Consider the following 20461-nt stretch of genomic DNA (forward strand, 5'->3'; position numbering starts at 1 on the left):
GATGGTGCGTCATGACGGCACTGGCCGCCTTGCTCGCCGTCGCGGTGCTCGCTGCGCTATGCGGCGGGGCCTATCGCATCGCGCCCGGAGAAGCGATTGCTGTGCTGTTCCGGGGCGCCACAGGGGACTTCGCGCAGGACCAGGCACGCAACGTCATGTTGCAGATTCGCCTGCCGCGCATCGTGCTCGGTATCCTGGTCGGCGCGGGCTTCGGCGCCGCCGGCGCCGCGTTGCAGGCCCTCTTCCGCAACCCGCTCGCCGACCCCGGACTGATCGGCGTGGCCAGCGGTGCGGCGTTGGGCGCGGCAGGGGTGATCGTCCTCGGCGGTGTTCTGCTTCCGGCGGCGCTCGCGGCGTCGCTCGGCCTGTGGATGCTGCCGGTGGCGGCGTTCGTCGGTGCGCTTGGCGTCACCACGCTCGTCTACCGTCTGGCCGCGGGACGCGGTCGCCTCGCCCTGCCGTTGCTGTTGCTCGCCGGCATTGCGATCAATGCCGTCTCGGGGGCGGCCATCGGTTTGCTCACCTACCTCGCCGACGATACGCAGTTGCGCACGCTCACCTTCTGGACGCTCGGCAGTCTCGGTGGCGCGCAATGGCCGATGCTCGGCGTAATCGTATGGCCGGTCGCGCTGGGGATCGTCGCGCTCGCCACACAGTGCCGCTCGCTGAACGCCTTGTTGCTGGGCGAAGCGGAGGCGTTGCATCTGGGCGTCGCCGTGCAGTCGGTCAAGCGTCGAGTGATGGTGGCATGCGCGCTGTGCATCGGTGCGCTGGTCGCGTCGAGCGGCATGATCGGATTCATCGGCCTGATCGCACCGCATATCGTGCGGCTGGTCGTCGGGCCCGACCCGCGCGCCGTGCTCCCGGCAGCCGCGCTCTTCGGTGCGATCCTGACGTTGCTTGCCGATCTGGTCGCGCGCACCTGGGTTTCGCCGGCCGAGTTACCGTTGGGCATTCTCACGGCACTGCTCGGCGCGCCGTTCTTCCTGATGCTGCTGTGGCGACGCCGCGGACAGTTTGGGCTATGACGCTCATCGATCCGGTCTGATAGAACAGGACATCGCCATGCTCAGTGCACACGACCTCACGATTGCCCACACCGATTCGCCCGTGCTCGACGGCCTGTCGCTCGACATCCGTCCCGGCGAACTGCTGGTGCTGCTTGGCCGCAACGGCGCGGGCAAGAGCACGCTGCTCAAGGCGATGGCCGGCGATCCGCTGCCCACGCGCACGCACATGCGCGGCGACATCACGCTCAACGGTGCGCCGCTCGCGCAGTACGCCCCGGCGGCGTTGGCTCGCTTGCGTGCCGTGCTGCCGCAAACGGCGCAGTTGGCGTTTCCGTTCAGTGCGCTTGATATCGTGGCGATGGGGCGTCTGCCCTACCCGAAATCGCACAGACGGGACGCCTCCGGCAAGACCGTCGCGAGCGATACGGAAATCGCGACGCTCGCGCTGGAACGCGCGGGGGCGCTGCCGCTACGGCAGCGTGACGTGATGACCTTGTCTGGCGGGGAATGGGCGCGAGTGCAGTTTGCACGAGTCCTTGCGCAGCTATGGCCCGACGACGAGGCTTCGGCCCCGTCGGTGCCGCGCTATCTGCTGCTGGACGAACCGACGGCGGCGCTCGACCTGGCGCATCAGCATCACCTGCTCTCGCTCACGCGCGAACTTGCCGCAACGTGGGGATTCGGTGCGATGGCCATCGTGCACGACGTCAACCTCGCGGCGCGTCACGCGGACCGTATGGCGTTGCTTGCCAACGGACGCATTCTTGCAGAAGGGATACCTCGCGACGTGATGCGCGCCGACCTCATCGAGGCAACGCTCGGCTTGCCGGTGCACGTGATGACGCCTGAGACATTGCCCGGCTATCCAAGGCTCAAAGCCGCATCCGCAGGCGTGCCCTTCGCATTGCCCGCGTGAACACGCCACGCGGTTCACGCGTCGGCGCGACCTGGGCCCAACCCCGTTCATCCCAACGGCGTCAGACCGCTCAGGCAGCGGGCACGCCGTCCTTTGCGAGATTCGCGCGTGCGCACAAGACGGCGGCGAGATCCCACAGGGCGTAGCCCACGCTCTTGAAAATCACCGGCCCGCTCGAACGGAAGCGATCAGGGGTGATGATGGCGTCGAGCAACGGTGCGGCACGTCCCCAGTCGATGGCCGCATGCAGCAGATCGCCGGCTTCGTGCTTGACCTCCCAGGTATCGACGACGAGCGTGCCGCGCACGGCGGCGTCGCGACACAGCTGCGGCGGCAACTCGCGCATGTCCGGACGGAACGCACCGACGCCCGCGACGAAGATGTCGTCGCGCCAGCGCAGCACGTCGCTATCGGGCAGCACAGGCTCGCTGCTGGTGGTCGCGGCAATCACGATGCTCACGGTGTTCAGCACAGGCTCCACCGCGTCGACCACGGTCGCTTCCACACCAAGCGTAGCGGCATGTTCCGCGAGCGCGTGGGCGCGCTCCGCGCTGCGTGAAAAGATCATGAAGTGCCGCGTGCCCATGCCTGCGGCAAACGCTTCCAGGTGCGCCCTCGCCTGCACGCCCGCTCCGACGATCAACACCGGTCCCTTGGGGCGCGGCGCGAACTTGCGGGCGGCGAACAGCGTCACGGCGGCCGTGCGTCGACCGGTGATGGTGGGCCCGTCGAGCAACATTAATCGCTCTCCGGTATGCGGATCGAACACCATCACCTCACCGATGATGGAAGGCTTTCCCGCACGGCAATTCTCCGGATGCACGGTGATGTGCTTGGTCATCGCGACATCGCGATTGGCGGCGGGCATCACCAGCAGCACACCGCCACGGCGGCCGCGTTCCGGTTCGGTCAACGCGAAATGCAGACGCGCGGGCGCGCGCGCGGTGCCCGCGCGCATCTCCATGAGCATGGCCTCGATGCCGTCGGCCAACTGAGGGTACGGCAACAACTGTGCGGTTTGACGCGCATCCAGCGTGATCATCGATATGTCTCCGCTCCGGGGCGTGCGTCATTGTCGGGCGGCGGCGCGCTCGTCGCCGTCACATTGCGTCACGCATTGGCAGGTCTGATTCGAGTGTAGCCTGCATCGCGTGAACGCGTCTGCCGCATCAAAAATTATTCGCGATGCAGCGCACATGCGCTCAGCGACTCGCATTGCGCATGCGCTTGCCATCGTCGAGCGTCGCACCGCGCACTTCGAAGTGCACGCGGTCACGCATTGCTCCGGCAGCATCGACGAGTTCGAGCGTGTGACGCCCCGGCCACGGCAGCCACCCCACACGCGCACGGCCCGCAAGCGGCTTGCCGTCGAGCCGCCATGCCGCCCCCTTCGGCCAGGCGGCCGCCACCTGGAACCACAGACGCTGGTTCGCCGGCGGAATATCCGGGTCGAGCGCCACGATCGTGCCGTCGGGCGGCCCGGCAATTCGCCAGAGCGGTCCGCCGGGCGCTTTGGTCGCGAGCGAGGAAAGCACGATTGTGCGCTGCGACGTTCCGCGAAGGAACCACTCGTCGCGTGCAGGTTCAACGCGCTCGGCGTACTGCACCGCAACATGCTCAAGTCCGGGCGGCGGCGTGGGCGGCAGGCTCGCCGTGCGTCGATGCAGATAGTCCATGAGGCGATGCCAGATCGGTGCGGCTCCCGACACCCCGGAGACGTCCCACATCGGCGCACCGTCGGCATTGCCCACCCACACCCCGACCGTATAGTGTCGCGAGTACCCGACGGCCCAGTTGTCGCGCATGTCCTTGCTGGTGCCCGTCTTCACGGCGGTCCAGTAGCGCGTCGAGAGCGGGCTGTCGAGCCCGAACGTGCGGGTGCGCGCCTGCCGGTCGGCGATCATGTCAGAGACGATGAAACTCACCTGCGGCGAAAAGACGGTCGTGGGCATCACCTCCCTCGCGCGCGCTTTCGTGACGTCACCCGCGCGCGGGCGTACCGACGCCGGCATGCGCTCGTTCACGCCGCTGGCGGTGCCTCCGTTGGCGAGCGCGCGATAGGCATTCGCGAGCGTGAGCAGTGTCACGTCGGCGCTGCCAAGCGCGAGACTGTAGCCGTAGAAGTCGCCGCTTTGCGTGAGCGGCAAGCCGAGTGACACGAGCGTCTGGGCGAACCTGCGCGGTGTGACCATCACGAGCGTGCGCACGGCCGGCACGTTCAGCGACGAGGCCAGCGCCGTACGCGCGCTGATCCAGCCCTTGAAGTGATGATCGTAGTTCTGCGGAATGTACAGGCCGCCCCCCGTGGGCAGATCGATGGGAGAATCGTCGAGGAGCGACGCTGCCGTCAGGCGATGCTCCGCAATCGCCTGGGCGTAGAGAAATGGCTTGAGTGTCGAGCCGGCCTGTCGCAGCGACGTGACGCCATCGACCTGCGCCGCCGACGACAATGGCCCGGAGGAACCAACCCACGCGAGAATGTCGCCGCTTGCGTTATCGATGACGACAATGGCCCCGTCCTGCACGTTGCGCGAACGTCCCGGCGTGCCCAGCTCGCCCAGCGTCTGCTGCAAGGTGGTCACCGCCATGCGCTGGAGATTTGCGTCCAGCGTGCTGACAATTCGCGTGCCCGCGGGCGGACGACTCGCGCTGAACACTCGACGCGCGAAATGCGGTGCAAGGCCAACGGCATCGCGCGTCGTCATGACGCTTGCCGGTCGCGAAAACACGAGTTGCGCGTAGCCATCGAGGCCGTTGCAGTCAGACGCCTGCCTCATGTCACGCAGAATGCCGCAGGCGCGCTGCGCCACGCGCGCGGCGGGCGCGTTCGGCGCGCGCAGCAGCGCAACGGCCAACGCCGATTCGCGCGCGTCGAGTCCGCTGGGGAACTTGCCGAACAGCGTTTGCGAGACGGCCGAGATGCCGACGAGCTCGCCCCGAAACGGCACGAGGTTCAGATAGGCCTCGAGAATCTGATCCTTACGCCAGCGCTGCTCCAGCCACAACGCCGTTGCCGCCTGACCGATCTTCTGCGAAACGGATCGATTGCGGGTACTCGGTCGCAGATCGTCGTCGAGCAGCCCCGCCAACTGCATCGTCAGCGTGGAGGCGCCGCGCGTGCGCGTGTGCCAGAGGTTGCCCCACGCGGCGGCGGCCACGCCGCGCCAATCGACGCCACTGTGCTCGTAAAAGCGCTTGTCCTCGGAAACGATCAACGCCTCGCGAAAAGCGGGCGAGACATCGGCGAGCGTTACCCAGTCGCCGCGTTGCGCCTGCATGTCGGCCCGCAGGCGCTGCAAGGGTTCGCCGCGACGATCCAGCAGGATCCAGTCCGACGCGCGCCAGTCACGATGCACCTCGTCAAACGACGGGACGGCGCGCGCGGGTGCCGGGGACAGAAATGCCCCGAGCATCAGCGCAACGCTCAACACGACCTGACGGCCAACGCCCCAGCCCCGATGTTCAATCACGGCGCACATGCGTCTCACCCGGTTGCGACAAATCCGCGGGACGCACTGCCAGGATGCCGGCCGCGAGCATCAGTTGCGCGAGTGCGTAAAGAATCCAGATGGCGTACTCCTGCGCCATGATGGGGCCCACGAAGCGCGTGGTGCCGATGAGCGCGTCCGAGACCGTGAAAAGCAGCGCGCCGACGGCGGCCCATTCGCTCGGCAGGTCGGCCAGCAGCGCCGCCGAGGCCATCATCGCCAGCACGATCACGTAGCACGCCACTGGTGCCTTGAGTTCCCCCATTCCCGGCCAGTACATCGCGTACGCCAGCGCCGCCGCCGCCCACACCAGCACGATGGCGACGCGATGCCAACCGGGCACCTTCGCCCAAGGGCGCCGCAAGCGCCAGAACAACACGAAATACGCGAGATGGGCCAGCAGGAATGCGCCAAGGCCCAGAATGAAACCTTGCGCCAAGGTCGGCGAGGCGAGCAGCACGTCACCCGCGCCCGACAGGATCAGCGCCGCGCAAAGCCACACCCGCTCGCGCGGCACCCGGTGGTAAAGCGCCGCGAACAACAACAATGCACACAACAGCACCTTTGCAATGCCCTGGTCGGCATAAGGTGCGCCGCGCAACGCCAACGCATAGGCGGCGCCCGCAATCGCGGCCAGCCACCAGAAGCGGCGCGCCTCTCGTGGCAGCGCCGCCGCCGGGTCAAAGAAGTTCGACGTCATGACAGTGCGCCCCCATTCGTCATTACTTCGCCGGCACCACTTGCACCGGCGCGTTAGGCGTCTCGCCGTACATCGCCGGTTCGTACATCGCCTCGACCCGCGTTGGCGGTGTCGCGAACGTGCCGACGTTGTTCAGACGCACCGTGTACTCGATCCGATGCTGCCCCTTCGGCAGGTAATCGTAGTAGGCACGATAGGTGTCCTGCGCGCGCTCCTCGAAAGCGGGCGTGGCGCCTTCGCTCTTCTCGCCTTGCGTGGCGATGACCGAATCGCGTCCAAGCCCGCCACCCAGCACTGTCGCCCCGCCAGGCAGCGGATCGCTCACCACGACCCAGCGCATGTCGGCCTGCGCGTCGATATCCAGACGCACGCGCAATACCGCACCACGCACGAAGCGATCTCCCGAACGATCGGCGACGTCCTGCACTTGAACACTGCGCGTCACGCGATAGCCGGCGGAGAACGGCGCCTTGAGCGGAACGGCGGCCAGGCTCTGGATCGTTGCCCAAGGCTTGCCGGCGCCCGTCTGATCCAGGCGCAGCACATCGCGCGCGCTGTCCTTTCCGGCTGCCGCGTTGCTCAACCATGGCAACGAGACGGCCGGCGGCACGGTGCCTGCCTTGAGCTTGTCCCAGTCGACGGTTTGCACGCTGCCGCTCGTCTGGTTGTCGCGCTGCCACTGAATGGCCGTGTGTCCCGTCGGCGTGTCGCGCTCGAATCGCGCCGAGAATCGATCCACGGCCAAACCGCCCCAGACGTTCGCCGTGGTCGTCGACCAGGCCCCGCGCGACTGCAGTCCCAGCAGGCCGATCACGAGACGCGGCATCTCGTCCTTCCATGCCGGATTCGCGTTCATCAGCAACGCCAGCCGCGCCGCGTTGGTCTCGGGGCCGACCATCAGCCACCAGAGCCCGTCGCTTGCCTGCGTGGAGAAGCCCACACGTGTTCCCTGATACGACAGACGCGCCCGCAGGATCTGTTCGGCCTGCGCCATGCGCTCGGCACGCTGTGGCGCGTCGGGCAGGCGCTGCAGGATCGCGTACCAGTCGATGACCGCAGACGTCGGCCAGTCGTTCGGCGCGAGGGTGAGCGAACTCAGCATGCGTGCGCTTGCCCGACCGTACCGGGACAACGCTTCGATGGCGCTCAGCTTGCGCAACGTCAGGTCGTCACGCGGGGCCCAGAAGCGGCGCGTGAGACGCCCTTCGACGAACGCCGTCAGTCCGTCCTCCATGCGTGCCAGCGCGTCGTCCGGCAACGCATAGCCTGGGTCGAGCGCCTTCGCTTCGCTGCTTACGGCCAGCAGATAGGCAGTGAGCGTATCGCTGCCCTGATTCGCAAAACCCTCTTGCGGCGGGAAGTAGCTCGCCAGCCCGTCGTCGTCGAGATACGACGGCAGCGTGCCCATCACCCGTTTCCACTGCGCAGTGTCGCGCATGCCGATCGCCTTCGACGCCAGTTGCTCCAGGCAACCGTACGGATAGACCTCGAACCAGCGCTTCACTCCCGGCAATCCCTGCGACAGACGCGGTTGCAGGCTGATGCGAACCCCGCCGCGCAACTTTCCGGTGCTGTCTGCCACCGCGCCCGCTGGCGGTGCCATGGGCAGCGTCAGACTGCCTTCCACCTGCGTGAGCACCGACTGCTGGACGCTCGCAGGCAACGACGGCTGAATGTCCTGCCCGACCTTGATGGCATCGCTCGCGGCGGGCGCCGTGCCCGTCGCCGGTGCCTGTGCGCTGACTTCCCACAACACGCGTTGGGCACGCGTGTCCGCCAGTCCGGCAGGCGCCGTCACGTCCCACGTCACTTCACGCGATTCGCCGGCCGGCACGTCAACCCGTTGCGGTGCCAGGGTCAGTTGCGTGGCGCGTGCGGTCAACTGCACCTGCATCGCATGTTGCGTGGTATTGCGCACGGTGAATTGGGCACGATACATGTCGCCCTCGCGCACCAGCGGCGGCAAACCCGAGATCAATTGCAGGTCCTGCGTGGTGCGAATGGTCGCGGTCCCGGTGCCGAACCAGCCAAGCGCCTGCGCACCGGGCCTGCCATCATCGGCCACGGCCACGATGCGGAAACTGGACAGCGCGTCGCCCAGCGGCACGTCCACACTCGCCTCGCCCTTGTCGTCGAGCACGACGCGCGGTTGCCAGAGCAGCAGCGTGTCGAACAGCTCGCGCGTCGGACTCTTGCCGCCGCCGCCGCCCGCCGGTACGGCCTTGCGACCGTAGTGGCGGCGTCCGATGATCTCCATCTGCGCGGTGGCCGTCGTCACGCCGTAGCTGCGACGCTGCCACATGGCATCGAGCAGATTCCAGCTGGTATTCGGCGCCAGCTCCAGCAGCGCCTCGTCGACGGCCGCAACGGCAACCTCGGTGCCGGCCACGACCGGCTTGCCGTCCGGCTGCGTGACTTTGATGCGCACCTTGGCATGACCGCGCACCGGGTACGTCGCCGCGTCCGGCTTTACTTCCACGCCAAGACGCTGCCCCGCCGTGCCCACACGCAACTCGGTCAAGCCGAAGCGATAGGCCGGTTTGCCCAGATCCACCAGCCCCGTCGGGGCCTGATACTCCCGGCCCTCGTACCAAAACGCCCGGAACCATTCCAGCGGCTGCTTCCAGCCCCATTGGAAGAACGAGTACCAGGGCACTTCATGGATTCGACCCCGCACCGCGAGCACCGACACGTAAACGTTGGGGCCCCAGGTGGGTTCGACCTTGAGCGAAATGCTGGGGTCCTTGCCGGAGATCTCCATCGTGCGCGTCTGGATCACGCCTTCGCGCTCGATCGCGACGAGCGCCGTTGCCGAGCGGAACGGCATGCGCACCTGAAGCTTGGCCGTCTCGCCCGGCTCGTAAGCCCGGCGCTCCGGTAGCACATCCATCCGGTCGGTATTGTCACCGCCGAACCAGACCTCGCCGCGTCCCGTCACCCACACGCTCGTTGTCGACGTACTCAGATTGCCCTTGTCGTCCTTGGCCTGTGCCACGAGCGTAATTTCGCCCGGCTGCGAGAGCGAAACGTCGCACGCCAGCAAACCGCGCTCGTCCGTCTTGCCGCTGCACACCGTGCCGAGATCCTTGACCTCGGTGTGGTTGTCGTACGCATAGAACCCCCCCACCATGCGCTTGCGACTGCTGGTGGTCATCCGCGCCTCGGCGCGCACGTCCATCGCCACCCCGGCCTTCGGCTTGCCCTGCAAATCAAGCGCGAGCGCCTTCACCGGAAGCTTGTGGGTCACCGACACCCAGCTCTCGCTGCGCACGCCTGTGATGAGATTCGCGGGCCACAACGTGGCATTGCCCCGAAGCGTCTGAATTTCGCCGTTCGGATCCGCGAAGCTCGCCTCGAGCACGAGATCGCTTGGACGGTCGACCTTGGGCAAGTCCTTGAGCGTCAGATTACCTGCACCGTTTCTGTCGAGCACAAGCCGTTGCTTGTCGGCGACCAGCTTCTGATCACTCGCTCCCGCACTCTCGTCATTGCCCTGATCCCCGTCATCGGCCTCCGACTGCGCCGACGGCGGACGGTACGGCGTGAAGCTGAAATCGTCATACCCGTCGAAGGTCATGTCTCGCACGCGCAACAACGCCGAGACGCGCACCGGCAAGTTGCCCGCCGGGCCACCCGCCACGTAGTTCACCTGCACATTTACCGGGGCTTCGGTCTTGTTGATGAGCGGTGACTTCGCGGCATCGCGCACACCAATCGATCCGGCCAGCACCGGCAGACGGAAAGCCTCCACGCGGAAATGCCCCGCGTCGAGCGATGATGGATACGACTTCGGACGCGAATCCGCCTCCGTGTAGTCGAGCGTCACCGCGTACTCGCCAAGCTTCGCGCCCTGCGGAATCTGGAAAGTGTTTTCGGCGAGCCGTCCATTGCGCCACTTGATGGGCTGCGTGTAGGTTTGTCCGGAACCCTCATGGGTGATCGTCAATTGCGACGGCAGACTCGCGGGCAACACCAGCCCCTGCATCGTTTCCTGACGGATGAAGTGCTTCATCGACACCGTTTCGCCAACGCGGAACAGCACGCGGTCGAATACCGTTTGCGCGCGCACGGTGGGACTGCTGCCACCGTCGGTCGGCACATGAAACCGCCAGGGCTCGATGCCGCGATCCCAGTCGGAAGACACGAACGCCATGTCGGGATCGTTACCCTGCGTGCGGGCGACCACGAAGTACCCCGAGCGCATCGTCTTCTCGCAGTACCGGTATCGCTCGAGCGACTTGTCGATCTTCGCCACGCCCGTCTTGTCGGTCACGGCGCTCGCCACTTCGCTGCCATCGCAATCGAGCACTCGCACCTTCGCATTGGCCACCGGCTGGCCTTTGTCCAGCGTCGTCACCCACGCAATGGCATTCTCGCGGCCCATCTTGAAATGCACCCCAAGATTGGTGACGAGCACCGTCGTGCGTACGTACATCGGCAACGACTTGCCCAACAGGGCCGCCCCGAGCGATGGCGAGGCCAACTCCACGACATAAAAGCCGGGCTTCTGGAATGGAATGCCGACCACTTCGAACGGGCGCGGATCTTTCTCCTTGGGCACGGGCAGGGTCAACGCCTGGACGCCAGGCCATCCGGACAGCAACGACAGGCTGCGCGTGTCATAACGCGTGATCTTGTCCTCGACGATCACCGCGGCATTCGGCCCGAACGCCACATTGGCCGCTGGGGCCGTAAGAATCGACGGCATCGCCTGCGCAATCTGCTTGCGGGTCATCGTCGTTTCGTCGAATCGGCGCACGCGCGACATCCAGTTCATGACCTCGGCGTCGTCGTCGACCCGCAGTTGCAGGGTGCGCCCGCTCTCGCCGCCCCCTCCGGTCTTCGCGGCCTCGCCAGCCACCCCCAGCCCGTTGATCTGCAGCGCAGGCTCGACCTTGCGCAGCGTGACCGGCAGCATCGGCGGCATGCCGGGCTCGGCAAAGCGCTCCACAATGCCGAACGGCGCGGCCGCGAACTTGGCCAGCGGCGGCATCGTCGCTGTCTTCGTCTTCAACGGGAATTCGCCGGCGTTGTCGAGCGCTCGGCCACTGTCGTCCGTAAATCCTTTCGGCAGCGAGATCGTCAGCTCGGCCTTCTCGGGGAACGGCGCGTTGAACGTGACATCGCTCACACTGGACGTGCGATCCGAATCGCTGAACGTCGGCGACCGTTCGGCACCCGCGCCATGCAGACGAATCTTGGCCGCCATGTCGCGCGCAACGGGCGAGTTGAACGTCAGACGCAGTGGTCGCAACGGCGTGCAGGGCGCGTTCGCATTCTCGCGCTCGCAACTGAAACTGGCCGTGAACGGTTCACGCACGTCGTATTCAAAACGTCGCGCCTGCTTCGTTGGCACGCCCGATGGCGTGGTGATACCCGCGCCCCACACCAGATGCATCTTGGCGCCCGCCGCAAGCGTTCGGTTGCATTGCAGCATGACGACACGCGCTGCCTGCTTCTCCAGACTGAAACGCTTGAGCAACGCCGAACGCGTGCCGCCCTCGATTCCCTTCACGCCGATGCGTTCCCCAACCCCTTCCGTCTCGCACCAGGCGTGTTGAATCACACTGGCGGGCTGCGCCGCGCCATTGAGCGTAAGGATGAAGATCTGGTTTTCGTCGATGGGACCGTACGACGGACGGATGGACGTGACGGCCGGGCCGCCCGTGTTGAACGCGTAACGCGTGGTGCCCGACAGCGCGGCGCCCGAGACGGCGGACAACCCGCCGCGCAGCTCCACCGAGCATTTCGCACCCGGCGGCAGCGACGACTTGAAATCGTAGACCCAGATCTTCGGTTCGAGCCAATGGCCCTCGCCTGCGAGCGACGTGTCGGTGCACTTCACGGCGGCTGGCGCCTGCGCGCGCGGATCGCCCGCCGGCACCATGGCTTCGTCGAACTTCACGACGACCTGGTCCACACTCGCGACCTCGCCTTGCGGACTGACGCTCGTGACGCGCGCCGCCTGCACGGGCGACGCGGCGAACCCACCAAGACACAGCACCGCCCACACCCACGGCGCGGCCGGCCAGACGCGTTGCGTTCGGCTTTGCATGCCGGTCTCCTCCCGAGTTCTGGTCAGGCGATTCTACCCCGCAGTCGTTGGCATTTCGAACCGTTTCCCTTCCCATGCACATCGGGAAACCGCATTTCGGATCGGCCGCTCGACCGAGGCGGAATCTTCTGGGTTGGGTTCCAGGATTCGCCTATGTCACACTGGCACCTTTCCATGTTCGCAACGTGGGCGCGTCATGTCTCTAGCCATTCTCCACCCCAAGAAGAACGCACTGGTCTATCTGGTGAAGATTCTTAGCGGCTCGCTGATCGTCTGGTTCGGCCTGCGGGCGGCAGGCTTTCCAGAGCCTTATTGGGCAATGATCTCGCTCATCATCGTGACCGAACCGGACCCGATGCAGGCGCGCAGCAACTTCAAGGCGCGCTCGATCAACACGATCACCGGGGCCGTCATCGCTTGCATCGTCTTACTCGTCTTCGGGCCCGGGCTGGCGGCCATGCTTGTGGGCATCACGCTGGCCACGCTGGCTGCAATGCTGGTGCAGAACTATCCGGCCAATTGGCGTCTGGGCCCGGCCACCGTGGTCATTCTGATGTCGGCAGCGTTGAGCGGACAGGGGCAAGGGCTGCATCAGGAGCTCAGCCTCGCCATGTTGCGCGTGATCGAAGTGCTGATCGGCTCCACTGTCGCGCTCATTCAGTCGCTAATCTATGGGCGCTACGTGAAGCCCTGGTTGATGCCCACTGACTGAGCCGTCGAACATAAGGCCGCGCAAACGGCTTGCCGTCCGATCCATCGATCGGACAAGCGAACGCCTGCCCCAAGCGCGCAGGGACATGCCGGGACATCCGGCAAAGGGCGGGAAAATAGCGATGCGAGGCGGCGTGGCGCCGCGCCCGCTCAGCGAGACGATTGTCGGTTCGCCAGATAGTGCAGCGGCAGCGCATTGCTGCGCTTGAAAGCGCTGAGCACGATGTTCGAGCGCACGTTCTCCACGCCCGGCACCTGCATCAGCCGCTTCATGACGAAGGCCGACAGGGCATTCAGATCCGGCACCACGATGCGCAGCAGGTAATCCGCCTCGCCAACCACCGCGTGACACTCGAGCACTTCGGGCAACAGATCGATTTCCGCCTGAAAACGTTCGATGACCTGATCGCCATGATGTTGCAGACGCAACGTCGTGAATGCCGTCACGGCCAGACCCAACGCTTCGGGTCGCAGCACCACACGATATCCCTCGATAACGCCTTCAGCCTCGAGCCGCTGCAGGCGGCGGCCTATCTGCGACGCGGAAAGCGCCACGTGCTCTGCTAACTGATGGTGCGTGGCACGCCCCTCCTTCTGCAACGCGTCCAGAAGAGCCAAATCGAAGTGATCCAGAACAAGCATGACGATTCTCCGCAATAATTCACATTTTTATGCGAAATTTATGCAAACGACTTTCACCACAGGCGCATTATGCGCCCATTTCGCATGCCATGCGCACTACACTTTCAATCACTGTCACTGCCTGATTGAGTCGTTCGCATCATGTCCCTTACTGCCATGCTCCGAGAGCAATTCGATGCCGGTCTCACGACCCGGCCCGACTTCACCATTGAACAACCCGTCGATCAATACGGCGCGGTCGATCACGCGGTGTGGCAGCAACTCTACGAACGTCAAACGGCGATGCTGCCGGGCCGGGTCTGCGATGCGTTCATGGACGGCATTCGCGCCCTCGACATGGACGCGCGTCGCGTGCCGGAGTTCGAACACCTGAACGAAAAACTGATGGCGGCGACCGGCTGGCAGGTCGTTGCCGTACCCGGACTCGTGCCGGACGATGTCTTTTTCGAGCATCTCGCAAACCGCCGCTTCCCGGCGACGTGGTGGATGCGCCGTCCCGACCAGCTCGACTACCTGCAAGAGCCCGACTGCTTTCACGACGTCTTCGGTCACGTGCCGCTGCTCGCCAATCCGGTGTTCGCCGATTTCATGCAAGCCTACGGCAAAGCCGGCAAGGTCGCGCAATCGCTGGGGGCACTCCCGTTGCTCGCCCGTCTGTACTGGTACACCGTCGAATTCGGCCTGATGCGCGACGGCGACGGCCTGCGCATCTATGGCGCCGGAATTGTCTCGAGCCGCGGCGAAACCGACTTCTCGCTGACCTCGCGCGCGCCGAATCGGCTCGGATTTTCGCTCGAGCGGGTACTGCGCACGCAATACCGCATCGACACATTCCAGCAGACGTACTTCGTGATCGACGACTTCGCCCAACTGTTCGACGCCATGCGTGCCGACCTGCCCACGCTGTTCAAAACGTTTGCCGAGCAGCCGGCATTCGAGGCCAACGCCCGCCATACCGACGACACACCTATCCTGTTGCCGGCATGATGCACGGTCTGGCAGGCCCCGGGTCGCGCCGCGGCCTGTCGCTCGACGCCTCCTGGCGCCCGGTCTTATGTCCCGACCCTTCGCGTTATAGGACAGGGCTCACGCACACGCCCAGCTCGCCTGTGAAACAATAGGTCGCATGAACCGGCAACCCTGCCGCTTCGTGGGCGCTGCGTGCGGCCCAGCCGACAACCCTCCTGACAACCGTACGCAGCCATCACTGACGCCATGCCGACGTCGGTGCATGCCCGTTGGCCCGATTTGCACTGAACGCTTTGAAAGGAATGCCATGACAACACGACTCTCCTCCGAGGCACGCGCCAGCCTGACCGAAGTGCTGCCAGAGTGGCACCAGGTGGTCGGACGCGACGCCATCCAGCGCAGCTTCACATTCCACGACTTCAATGAGGCCTTCGGCTTCATGGCGCAGGTCGCGCTCAAGGCCGAGAAGATGAACCACCATCCAGAGTGGTTCAACGTCTATAACCGGGTAGACATCACCCTCTCGACGCACGACGCCGACGGCCTGACCCAACGCGATGTCGATCTGGCCGTGGCCATCGACCAGTTCGCAGGCGATCGCGCCTCCAACTGACCTGCCGCTGCGCGCTTGCTGCCGCGGGTAACGCCCGACGCGTTCAGCGCTTCGGTGCGAGCAGCGTGCCACGGCACGCCTTGGTACCGCAGTGGCAAGCGTATTCGCGTTTCAGTTTTGCCGTGTAGCGCGCGTCGATCACCAGACCGTAGTCGTAAAACAACTCTTCGCCAGGCTCGATGTCGCGCACGGCATAGATATAGACATGTTCGCCCTCTTCACGCGCTTCGCAGTTGGGTGAGCAGGCGTGGTTGATCCAGCGGGCGTTGTTGCCGTCGACCTTGCCGTCGATGCATCGTCCGTCTTCCAGACTGAAGTAGAAGGTGTGCGTCGGGTGGGCCGGATCGTGAGGATGGCGGCGCAAGGCCTCACGCCACGAAATGATCTCGCCCTTGTACTCGATCACGCGATCCCCTTTCTTGAGACGCTTGAGCGCGTACACCCCCTTACCGTGGACGCCGGACTTCCTGACTTCGATTCTGCGCTTGGCTGCCATCTCTGTGCGATGAGGTTTCGTGGATGCAAAAAAGCGCAGTGTACAGGCAGGCGACACTCATGTGCGTGACAAGCGTCGACGAAAAAAAACGTCACCCGGTACCGAATGACGTTCTCCCCCTGGCTCGCGCCGCCTGCGCGTGACGAATGCCGGTCAGCCGCTCAGGTTTTGCTATACAGCTTCCAGACTTTGCGCTGCATGGCGATGTCGGCGTCCTCATGCGCGTTGCAGTCCAGCGGCAGGCGCGAATCGTCGTACGTCACATTGAAGTGATCGCAGTGGTATTGGCCTTTGCCGCGCGCCGAGACTTCGAAGTGGCTGCACGTCAGGCACATGCGTTGCGGTGGTACGTCGCCCCGCTCCTGCATCGTGAAGATCAGCTTGACGAGCGTTCGGTAGAGTTGGGCACATTCCTTCTCGCCCAGCGATTCCGACGCCGTGGTCAGGAAGTTCGGCCATTGCGACGCCTTTTTGGCTGCCGTCTTGCCGCGCGCGGTCAGACGCAGCGCCAGGGCACGACCGTCGTTCGCATCGCGACGCTTCTCGACCAGACCCTTGTTTTCCAACGTGCTTACGGCCTCGCTGACCGTGGCCGATGTGAGTGCGGCATCCTCCGCAATCTCGCCCAATCGCATCGGCACGCCACGCGAGAGCAAGAGCGTCAGAATCTCGCCCTGCGTCGGCGTCAATCCAGCCATTGCCGCGCCCTCCCAGGCGTGGCTCCGTAACGCGGTTCCCATGCGCAACAAACCGGCTGTCACGCGCTTGGGCAGCGCTTCATCTAGTGGGGTCGGAGTAGCCATGATTTTCGTTAGGATTTCTAAAAACTATACGTCAGTAAAACAGCTTGTCAAATGAACTTACGGGCGGTGCATCACACGTCTCGTCATTGCCTTGCATCCATGTCGGCGCCCCGCCCGGGGGAAACCCTAAGCCACTTCCGTGTCGATACGCGACGGCAAGTCGCTGTTGAACCCACCGCCCCACCACGATTCCATTGTGTGTTCTGAGTTTGATTTTGGCGTATCAGTTCTTGTACTGATCTCCCAAATCCTACTCAAGATGTTTACAAAATATTGGTGTCCTGCGCACTCGCTTTGCGAAGGATCAAATTGGGAAAAACATTTCGCATCCCATGCCAATTACGCGGCAGATCGAACAGGCGTCGCCCGCAGCGGCCGTTGGGAACCGCCTCGCATCCCGCACGATCTCCGCGCACATCGGCAAAGCCTCGCCAGACATGGCTCGCAGACCTTAGCGATCCCACCCACGGGCCACCATCGCGGACAACGATCTTGTGAAAATCCACTCGATTTTCGAGACATTTCGGCGCCATCCGACATGCGGCGTGAGCGTACCCGATGCCCTGCGTTTCGTAGCAAACGTCCAACGACATGCGAATCATTTGAAACGCGACCGTAAATCGCCAATCGGCGAGGGAGGTGCTGCGCAGGAAACTGGAGGGAAGTGCGGGGCAACGTGTCCGCAGGAGGCCCCTTCCGGACACGCGAATTGAAGAATTTGACAGTACCAGCGATCTCGCTCGTTACATTCTGCAAAACCAGCATCTTTCACTTCTTGCACCACGCACGCCAAGTCACATTTCAAAGTGGCGAGATTGTATCCGCGAACCGTTCGGCTAACGCAGGAACGTCAAAATTATCCACAAAACCCCGTTTTCGAGGGTGTTCTGCACAATATTTAGGCACCTGTGGATAACTTTCTGGATAACCTGTCGGACTGGTTGTGCATGGGTTCGGGATAACTCGCGAATCTTTCCACAAGGCCAAAAACTGTTCCGAGTTGTTCTTGGGATACCCGCTGTTTTTCCATCCAGTTCTCATTCGGGCAACTTTCTGTTTACTCAACGTTAACTGTGGTTATCCACAGGAGTGGGCCGCCTTTGTTAACTACTACTATGTATACATACAGTAAACCTATTAAAACCTTAAAACCTTGCTATGGGCGACGCAAAATCGGCAAAACGCGCTCAGCCTGAATCGTGGAAAACGCATCGCTTGCGATGCACAATTCGGCCAACGGCGCCGGGACACGGCGCGTCGTGGGTGGGACTAAGCGGAAACGTTTGCTGCCCGGTAGCGCGTGCTGGACGGTTGCAAAACGTACGGGCAAGAAAAAACCCCGCCAAGGCGGGGTTCCTCACACCGATCGCATAACAACGATCGCGTCCAGAGACCGACGGTACCCAGTCCGGCCCGTCGGCCAAGGCCTCAGTTCATGCGGCCCATCGCAAGCATTGTTGGCGAACCATTTCGTTGAGTGACTTGGCTTCCTCGTGGACGTCGCGCAGCCAAACAGCGTCGTTCTTGCCGGATGCGACAAGCTGACGGACTTCTTCGCAGGCTGCTTCGGCCTCCAGCACCGCCGCGTGCGGCTTGATGATCTCCAGCGTCCGCATGATGTGATGCCCCAATGTGGTGCGCTCGCCGGTCTGAGGATCGACGTAAGCCCCTTCCAGTCCAAAGCGGCAAGCTTCGAAGCGATTGAACGTGTAGACGAGGTAATCGTCCTCGCTCAGCACGAACGGACGCTCCTCGAGCAGATAACGGGCCAGGGACTGGATGTAACAGGCGATAGCGGCCGCGCGGCCGACCGATAAGGGGGTATCCATGACTCGCACTTCGATCGTCCCAAAACCCGGTTTCGGCCGAATATCCCAGTAGAAGTCCTTCATGCTCTCGACGACGCCGGTTTTCACCATCTTGTCGAAGTACGTCTCGAAGTCTTCCCACTTCAGCACGAATGGCGCGCGGCCCGAGAGTGGGAACGCGAACACCGAGTTCAGACGTGCCGAGTGGAAGCCCGTGTCGACACCTTGCACATAGGGCGATGAGGCCGATAGCGCGATGAAGTGCGGGATATAGCGCGACATGGCGTGCAGCAGGTACAAGGCGCTGTCCGGATCCGGGCAGCCGATGTGCACGTGCTGGCCGAAGACCGTGAACTGCTTGGCCAGGTAGCCGTATAACTCGGACAGGAAGTGAAAACGTGGCGAATCATAGATCGTACGTTCGCTCCAGCGCTGAAAGGCATGGGTGCCGCCGCCGCACAAGCCAACGTTGAGCTGCTCGCTCGCCGCCACCAGCACGTCTCGAACCCGGCCCAGCTGCGCGACGGCATCGCTATGTCGATGGCAGATGTCCGTCGACAGCTCGATCATGCTTTCCGTCATCTCTGGCTTGATCTCGCCCGGGTGTGTCTCCTTGGCCACGAGCCGCATCAGATCGGCGGCGGCTTTGGTCAGATCGTAATCGTGGCGATTGACGATCTGCATCTCCAGCTCCACACCGAAAGTGCACGGCTTCGAGGGAATGAATGCTTCTAATGACATGGTTTAATCCTTCCGTTCACCGACCAGGGCCAACGCCCAATAAACCACCAGCGGCGCGACCAGTTGCAGTGCTGCGACCGTGCACATCACCACGGCCTTGAGCGTCGGGTCGAACTGCGGGTAAATGTCGTACGTGTCGGCAACGAGTACGAACGCGAGACTGGCCATCGGGCACAACGACAACCCGAGCGCGACGGCCTGCTTGTAACTGATCCCCGCCTGATGGGCGACGGCGACCGTGCCCACCACCTTGGCGATGCCGCGCACCACGATGATGGCTGCCGCGGCCAGACCGCCGATCACGACGTATTCCCACCGGAACGCCAGCGACGTCAGCACGAAGAGCACCACCGCAAGCAACCAGCCGGCCGTGCCGAAGTACGCGGGCCAAAGCTGCGGACGCTCATCCAGATTTCGGAAAATGATCCCGGCAAGCAGCAATGTGAGCGAGTTCGGTAACTTGAGCATATGCACCAGCGCGACCATCAGCATGATCAGGCCGATGAGAATCACGAAAGCATGCTGGTCCTGGCTACCGAACTTGCGAAAGATCAGATTGCACGCCTTGGCCAGTACGAACGCCAGCACGATCGAGCCAATGAGCAGGTACAAAGGATGAAACAGGACGACCCACACGCTCGAGTGATACGCCTGGTGCATCCATCCGTAGACAAGCTTCACCGCGACGACCGCGTACACGCTGTTAAGCGCCGCCAGGGCCAGCAAACGCTCCGTTACCTGCCCCTCGGCACGCAGCTCGTTCTTGAGCTGGATCACCACGGCCGGCGAGGTCGCCATGCTGATGGCGGCGATGAGCACTGCGCTCAGCGGCGCCACCCCGAACACCCACAGCACGGCATAGACCGCCACGAAGGTGAGCAAAGCTTCGAGCGCGCTGGTAACGATGATCCAGGGGTTGGCCCGCATCCATTTCAGGTTGAGGCGGCTGCCCAGTTCGAACAGCAACAAACCCAGCGCCAGATCGATCAGCAGCCGGATGGCCGCACTCGTCTGCGCGTCCAGCATCGAGGAAAGACCCAGGGTACCGCCGACCAGCCCGACCACGGCGTAACCGGTGATCCGCGGCAGGCGCAGTCTCCGGAAACAGATTTCCCCCGCGAGTCCGGCAAAAACCAATGCCAGCCCAGCGAAGAAAACGGGATCGGGCGTCGGCGGCCAGCCCGGAAAGAGGGACAGTTCCGACGTCATTAATGCTCGCTTTGCGCCGCTTGACGGCGCATCAAGTGGTGGAAAGGAAAGAAAGTCGCGCGCGGGGTTGCAGATTAAGAACAAATGCACGACGAACCCGAAGGGTTGGGCCCATTTTGCCACACTCGGTTTCCGACGCTTCCAAACGGGCGTCTCGATGGCAGGAGGTTTGACCTGGCACAAACCCATTTCATCCCGATGCCGAACGGTGGGGACGGCGCACCTTGGAGGCGGGATATGGCCCTTCAGCCGGGAGTTACGGGGGCAAGCCCCGAAGGGGCGCCGCCCCCGCATGGGGCG

General features: G+C 63.9%; 14 protein-coding genes. 5 read left to right on the forward strand and 9 right to left on the reverse strand.

From position 1 onward, the window contains the following. Both A985_RS0113100 and A985_RS0113105 read left to right on the forward strand, forming a co-directional pair. Nucleotides 1-1028: iron ABC transporter permease (locus A985_RS0113100; protein WP_157211458.1), on the forward strand; the 1028-nt coding region annotated here is incomplete at its 5' end. 37 nt (nucleotides 1029-1065) lie between these two features. After that, entirely contained in the window at nucleotides 1066-1926 is an 861-nt protein-coding gene (locus A985_RS0113105) for a heme ABC transporter ATP-binding protein (RefSeq protein ID WP_017233857.1), read from the forward strand. A 70-nt stretch (nucleotides 1927-1996) separates the two neighbouring features. Here A985_RS0113105 and A985_RS0113110 read toward each other — a convergent pair whose 3' ends face one another. The 4 genes from A985_RS0113110 to A985_RS0113125 form a co-directional block, all read right to left on the reverse strand. Beyond that, nucleotides 1997-2968: a delta(1)-pyrroline-2-carboxylate reductase family protein gene (locus A985_RS0113110; RefSeq protein WP_017233858.1), complete on the reverse strand. Its 972-nt coding sequence runs from the start codon at nucleotides 2966-2968 to the stop codon at nucleotides 1997-1999. Between the two features lie 160 nt (nucleotides 2969-3128). Continuing rightward, nucleotides 3129-5405: a penicillin-binding protein 1C gene (pbpC, locus tag A985_RS0113115; protein WP_017233859.1), complete on the reverse strand. Its 2277-nt coding sequence runs from the start codon at nucleotides 5403-5405 to the stop codon at nucleotides 3129-3131. Beyond that, entirely contained in the window at nucleotides 5389-6114 is a 726-nt protein-coding gene (locus tag A985_RS25420; RefSeq protein ID WP_017233860.1) for a lysoplasmalogenase, read from the reverse strand. The genes pbpC and A985_RS25420 overlap by 17 nt, the downstream gene beginning before the upstream one ends. A 22-nt stretch (nucleotides 6115-6136) precedes the next feature. Further along, nucleotides 6137-12169, reverse strand: coding sequence for an alpha-2-macroglobulin (locus A985_RS0113125; protein WP_017233861.1), 6033 nt, complete (start codon nucleotides 12167-12169; stop codon nucleotides 6137-6139). 196 nt (nucleotides 12170-12365) lie between these two features. On the opposite strand from A985_RS0113125, the gene A985_RS0113130 reads away from it, so the two are divergent. Continuing rightward, a complete protein-coding gene (locus A985_RS0113130) occupies nucleotides 12366-12881 on the forward strand; it encodes an FUSC family protein (RefSeq protein WP_017233862.1) in 516 nt (171 codons plus the stop codon). 149 nt (nucleotides 12882-13030) lie between these two features. Here A985_RS0113130 and A985_RS0113135 read toward each other — a convergent pair whose 3' ends face one another. Then, the gene (locus A985_RS0113135) at nucleotides 13031-13522 is read right to left on the reverse strand and encodes an Lrp/AsnC family transcriptional regulator (RefSeq protein WP_017233863.1); all 492 of its coding nucleotides are present in this window, start codon (nucleotides 13520-13522) and stop codon (nucleotides 13031-13033) included. A gap of 141 nt (nucleotides 13523-13663) precedes the next feature. On the opposite strand from A985_RS0113135, the gene phhA reads away from it, so the two are divergent. Both phhA and A985_RS0113145 read left to right on the forward strand, forming a co-directional pair. Then, nucleotides 13664-14509: a phenylalanine 4-monooxygenase gene (gene phhA / locus A985_RS25425; protein WP_051060174.1), complete on the forward strand. Its 846-nt coding sequence runs from the start codon at nucleotides 13664-13666 to the stop codon at nucleotides 14507-14509. A gap of 289 nt (nucleotides 14510-14798) precedes the next feature. Then, the gene (locus A985_RS0113145) at nucleotides 14799-15104 is read left to right on the forward strand and encodes a 4a-hydroxytetrahydrobiopterin dehydratase (RefSeq protein ID WP_017233865.1); all 306 of its coding nucleotides are present in this window, start codon (nucleotides 14799-14801) and stop codon (nucleotides 15102-15104) included. Between the two features lie 43 nt (nucleotides 15105-15147). Here the strand turns inward: A985_RS0113145 and A985_RS0113150 are convergent, their stop codons facing one another. The 4 genes from A985_RS0113150 to A985_RS27910 form a co-directional block, all read right to left on the reverse strand. After that, entirely contained in the window at nucleotides 15148-15600 is a 453-nt protein-coding gene (locus A985_RS0113150) for an SET domain-containing protein (protein ID WP_017233866.1), read from the reverse strand. 161 nt (nucleotides 15601-15761) lie between these two features. Beyond that, a complete protein-coding gene (locus A985_RS0113155; protein ID WP_051060175.1) occupies nucleotides 15762-16403 on the reverse strand; it encodes a MarR family winged helix-turn-helix transcriptional regulator in 642 nt (213 codons plus the stop codon). Between the two features lie 1433 nt (nucleotides 16404-17836). Continuing rightward, nucleotides 17837-18952: a YbdK family carboxylate-amine ligase gene (locus A985_RS27905; RefSeq protein WP_017233868.1), complete on the reverse strand. Its 1116-nt coding sequence runs from the start codon at nucleotides 18950-18952 to the stop codon at nucleotides 17837-17839. Nucleotides 18953-18955: 3 nt separating this feature from the next. Continuing rightward, nucleotides 18956-20161, reverse strand: a complete 1206-nt coding sequence (locus A985_RS27910) for a cation:proton antiporter (protein WP_017233869.1) — start codon at nucleotides 20159-20161, stop codon at nucleotides 18956-18958. Between the last annotated feature and the right edge of the window lie 300 nt (nucleotides 20162-20461).

The sequence above is a fragment of the Pandoraea sp. B-6 genome, from assembly GCF_000282835.1.
GTDB classification, from domain to species: domain Bacteria; phylum Pseudomonadota; class Gammaproteobacteria; order Burkholderiales; family Burkholderiaceae; genus Pandoraea; species Pandoraea cepalis.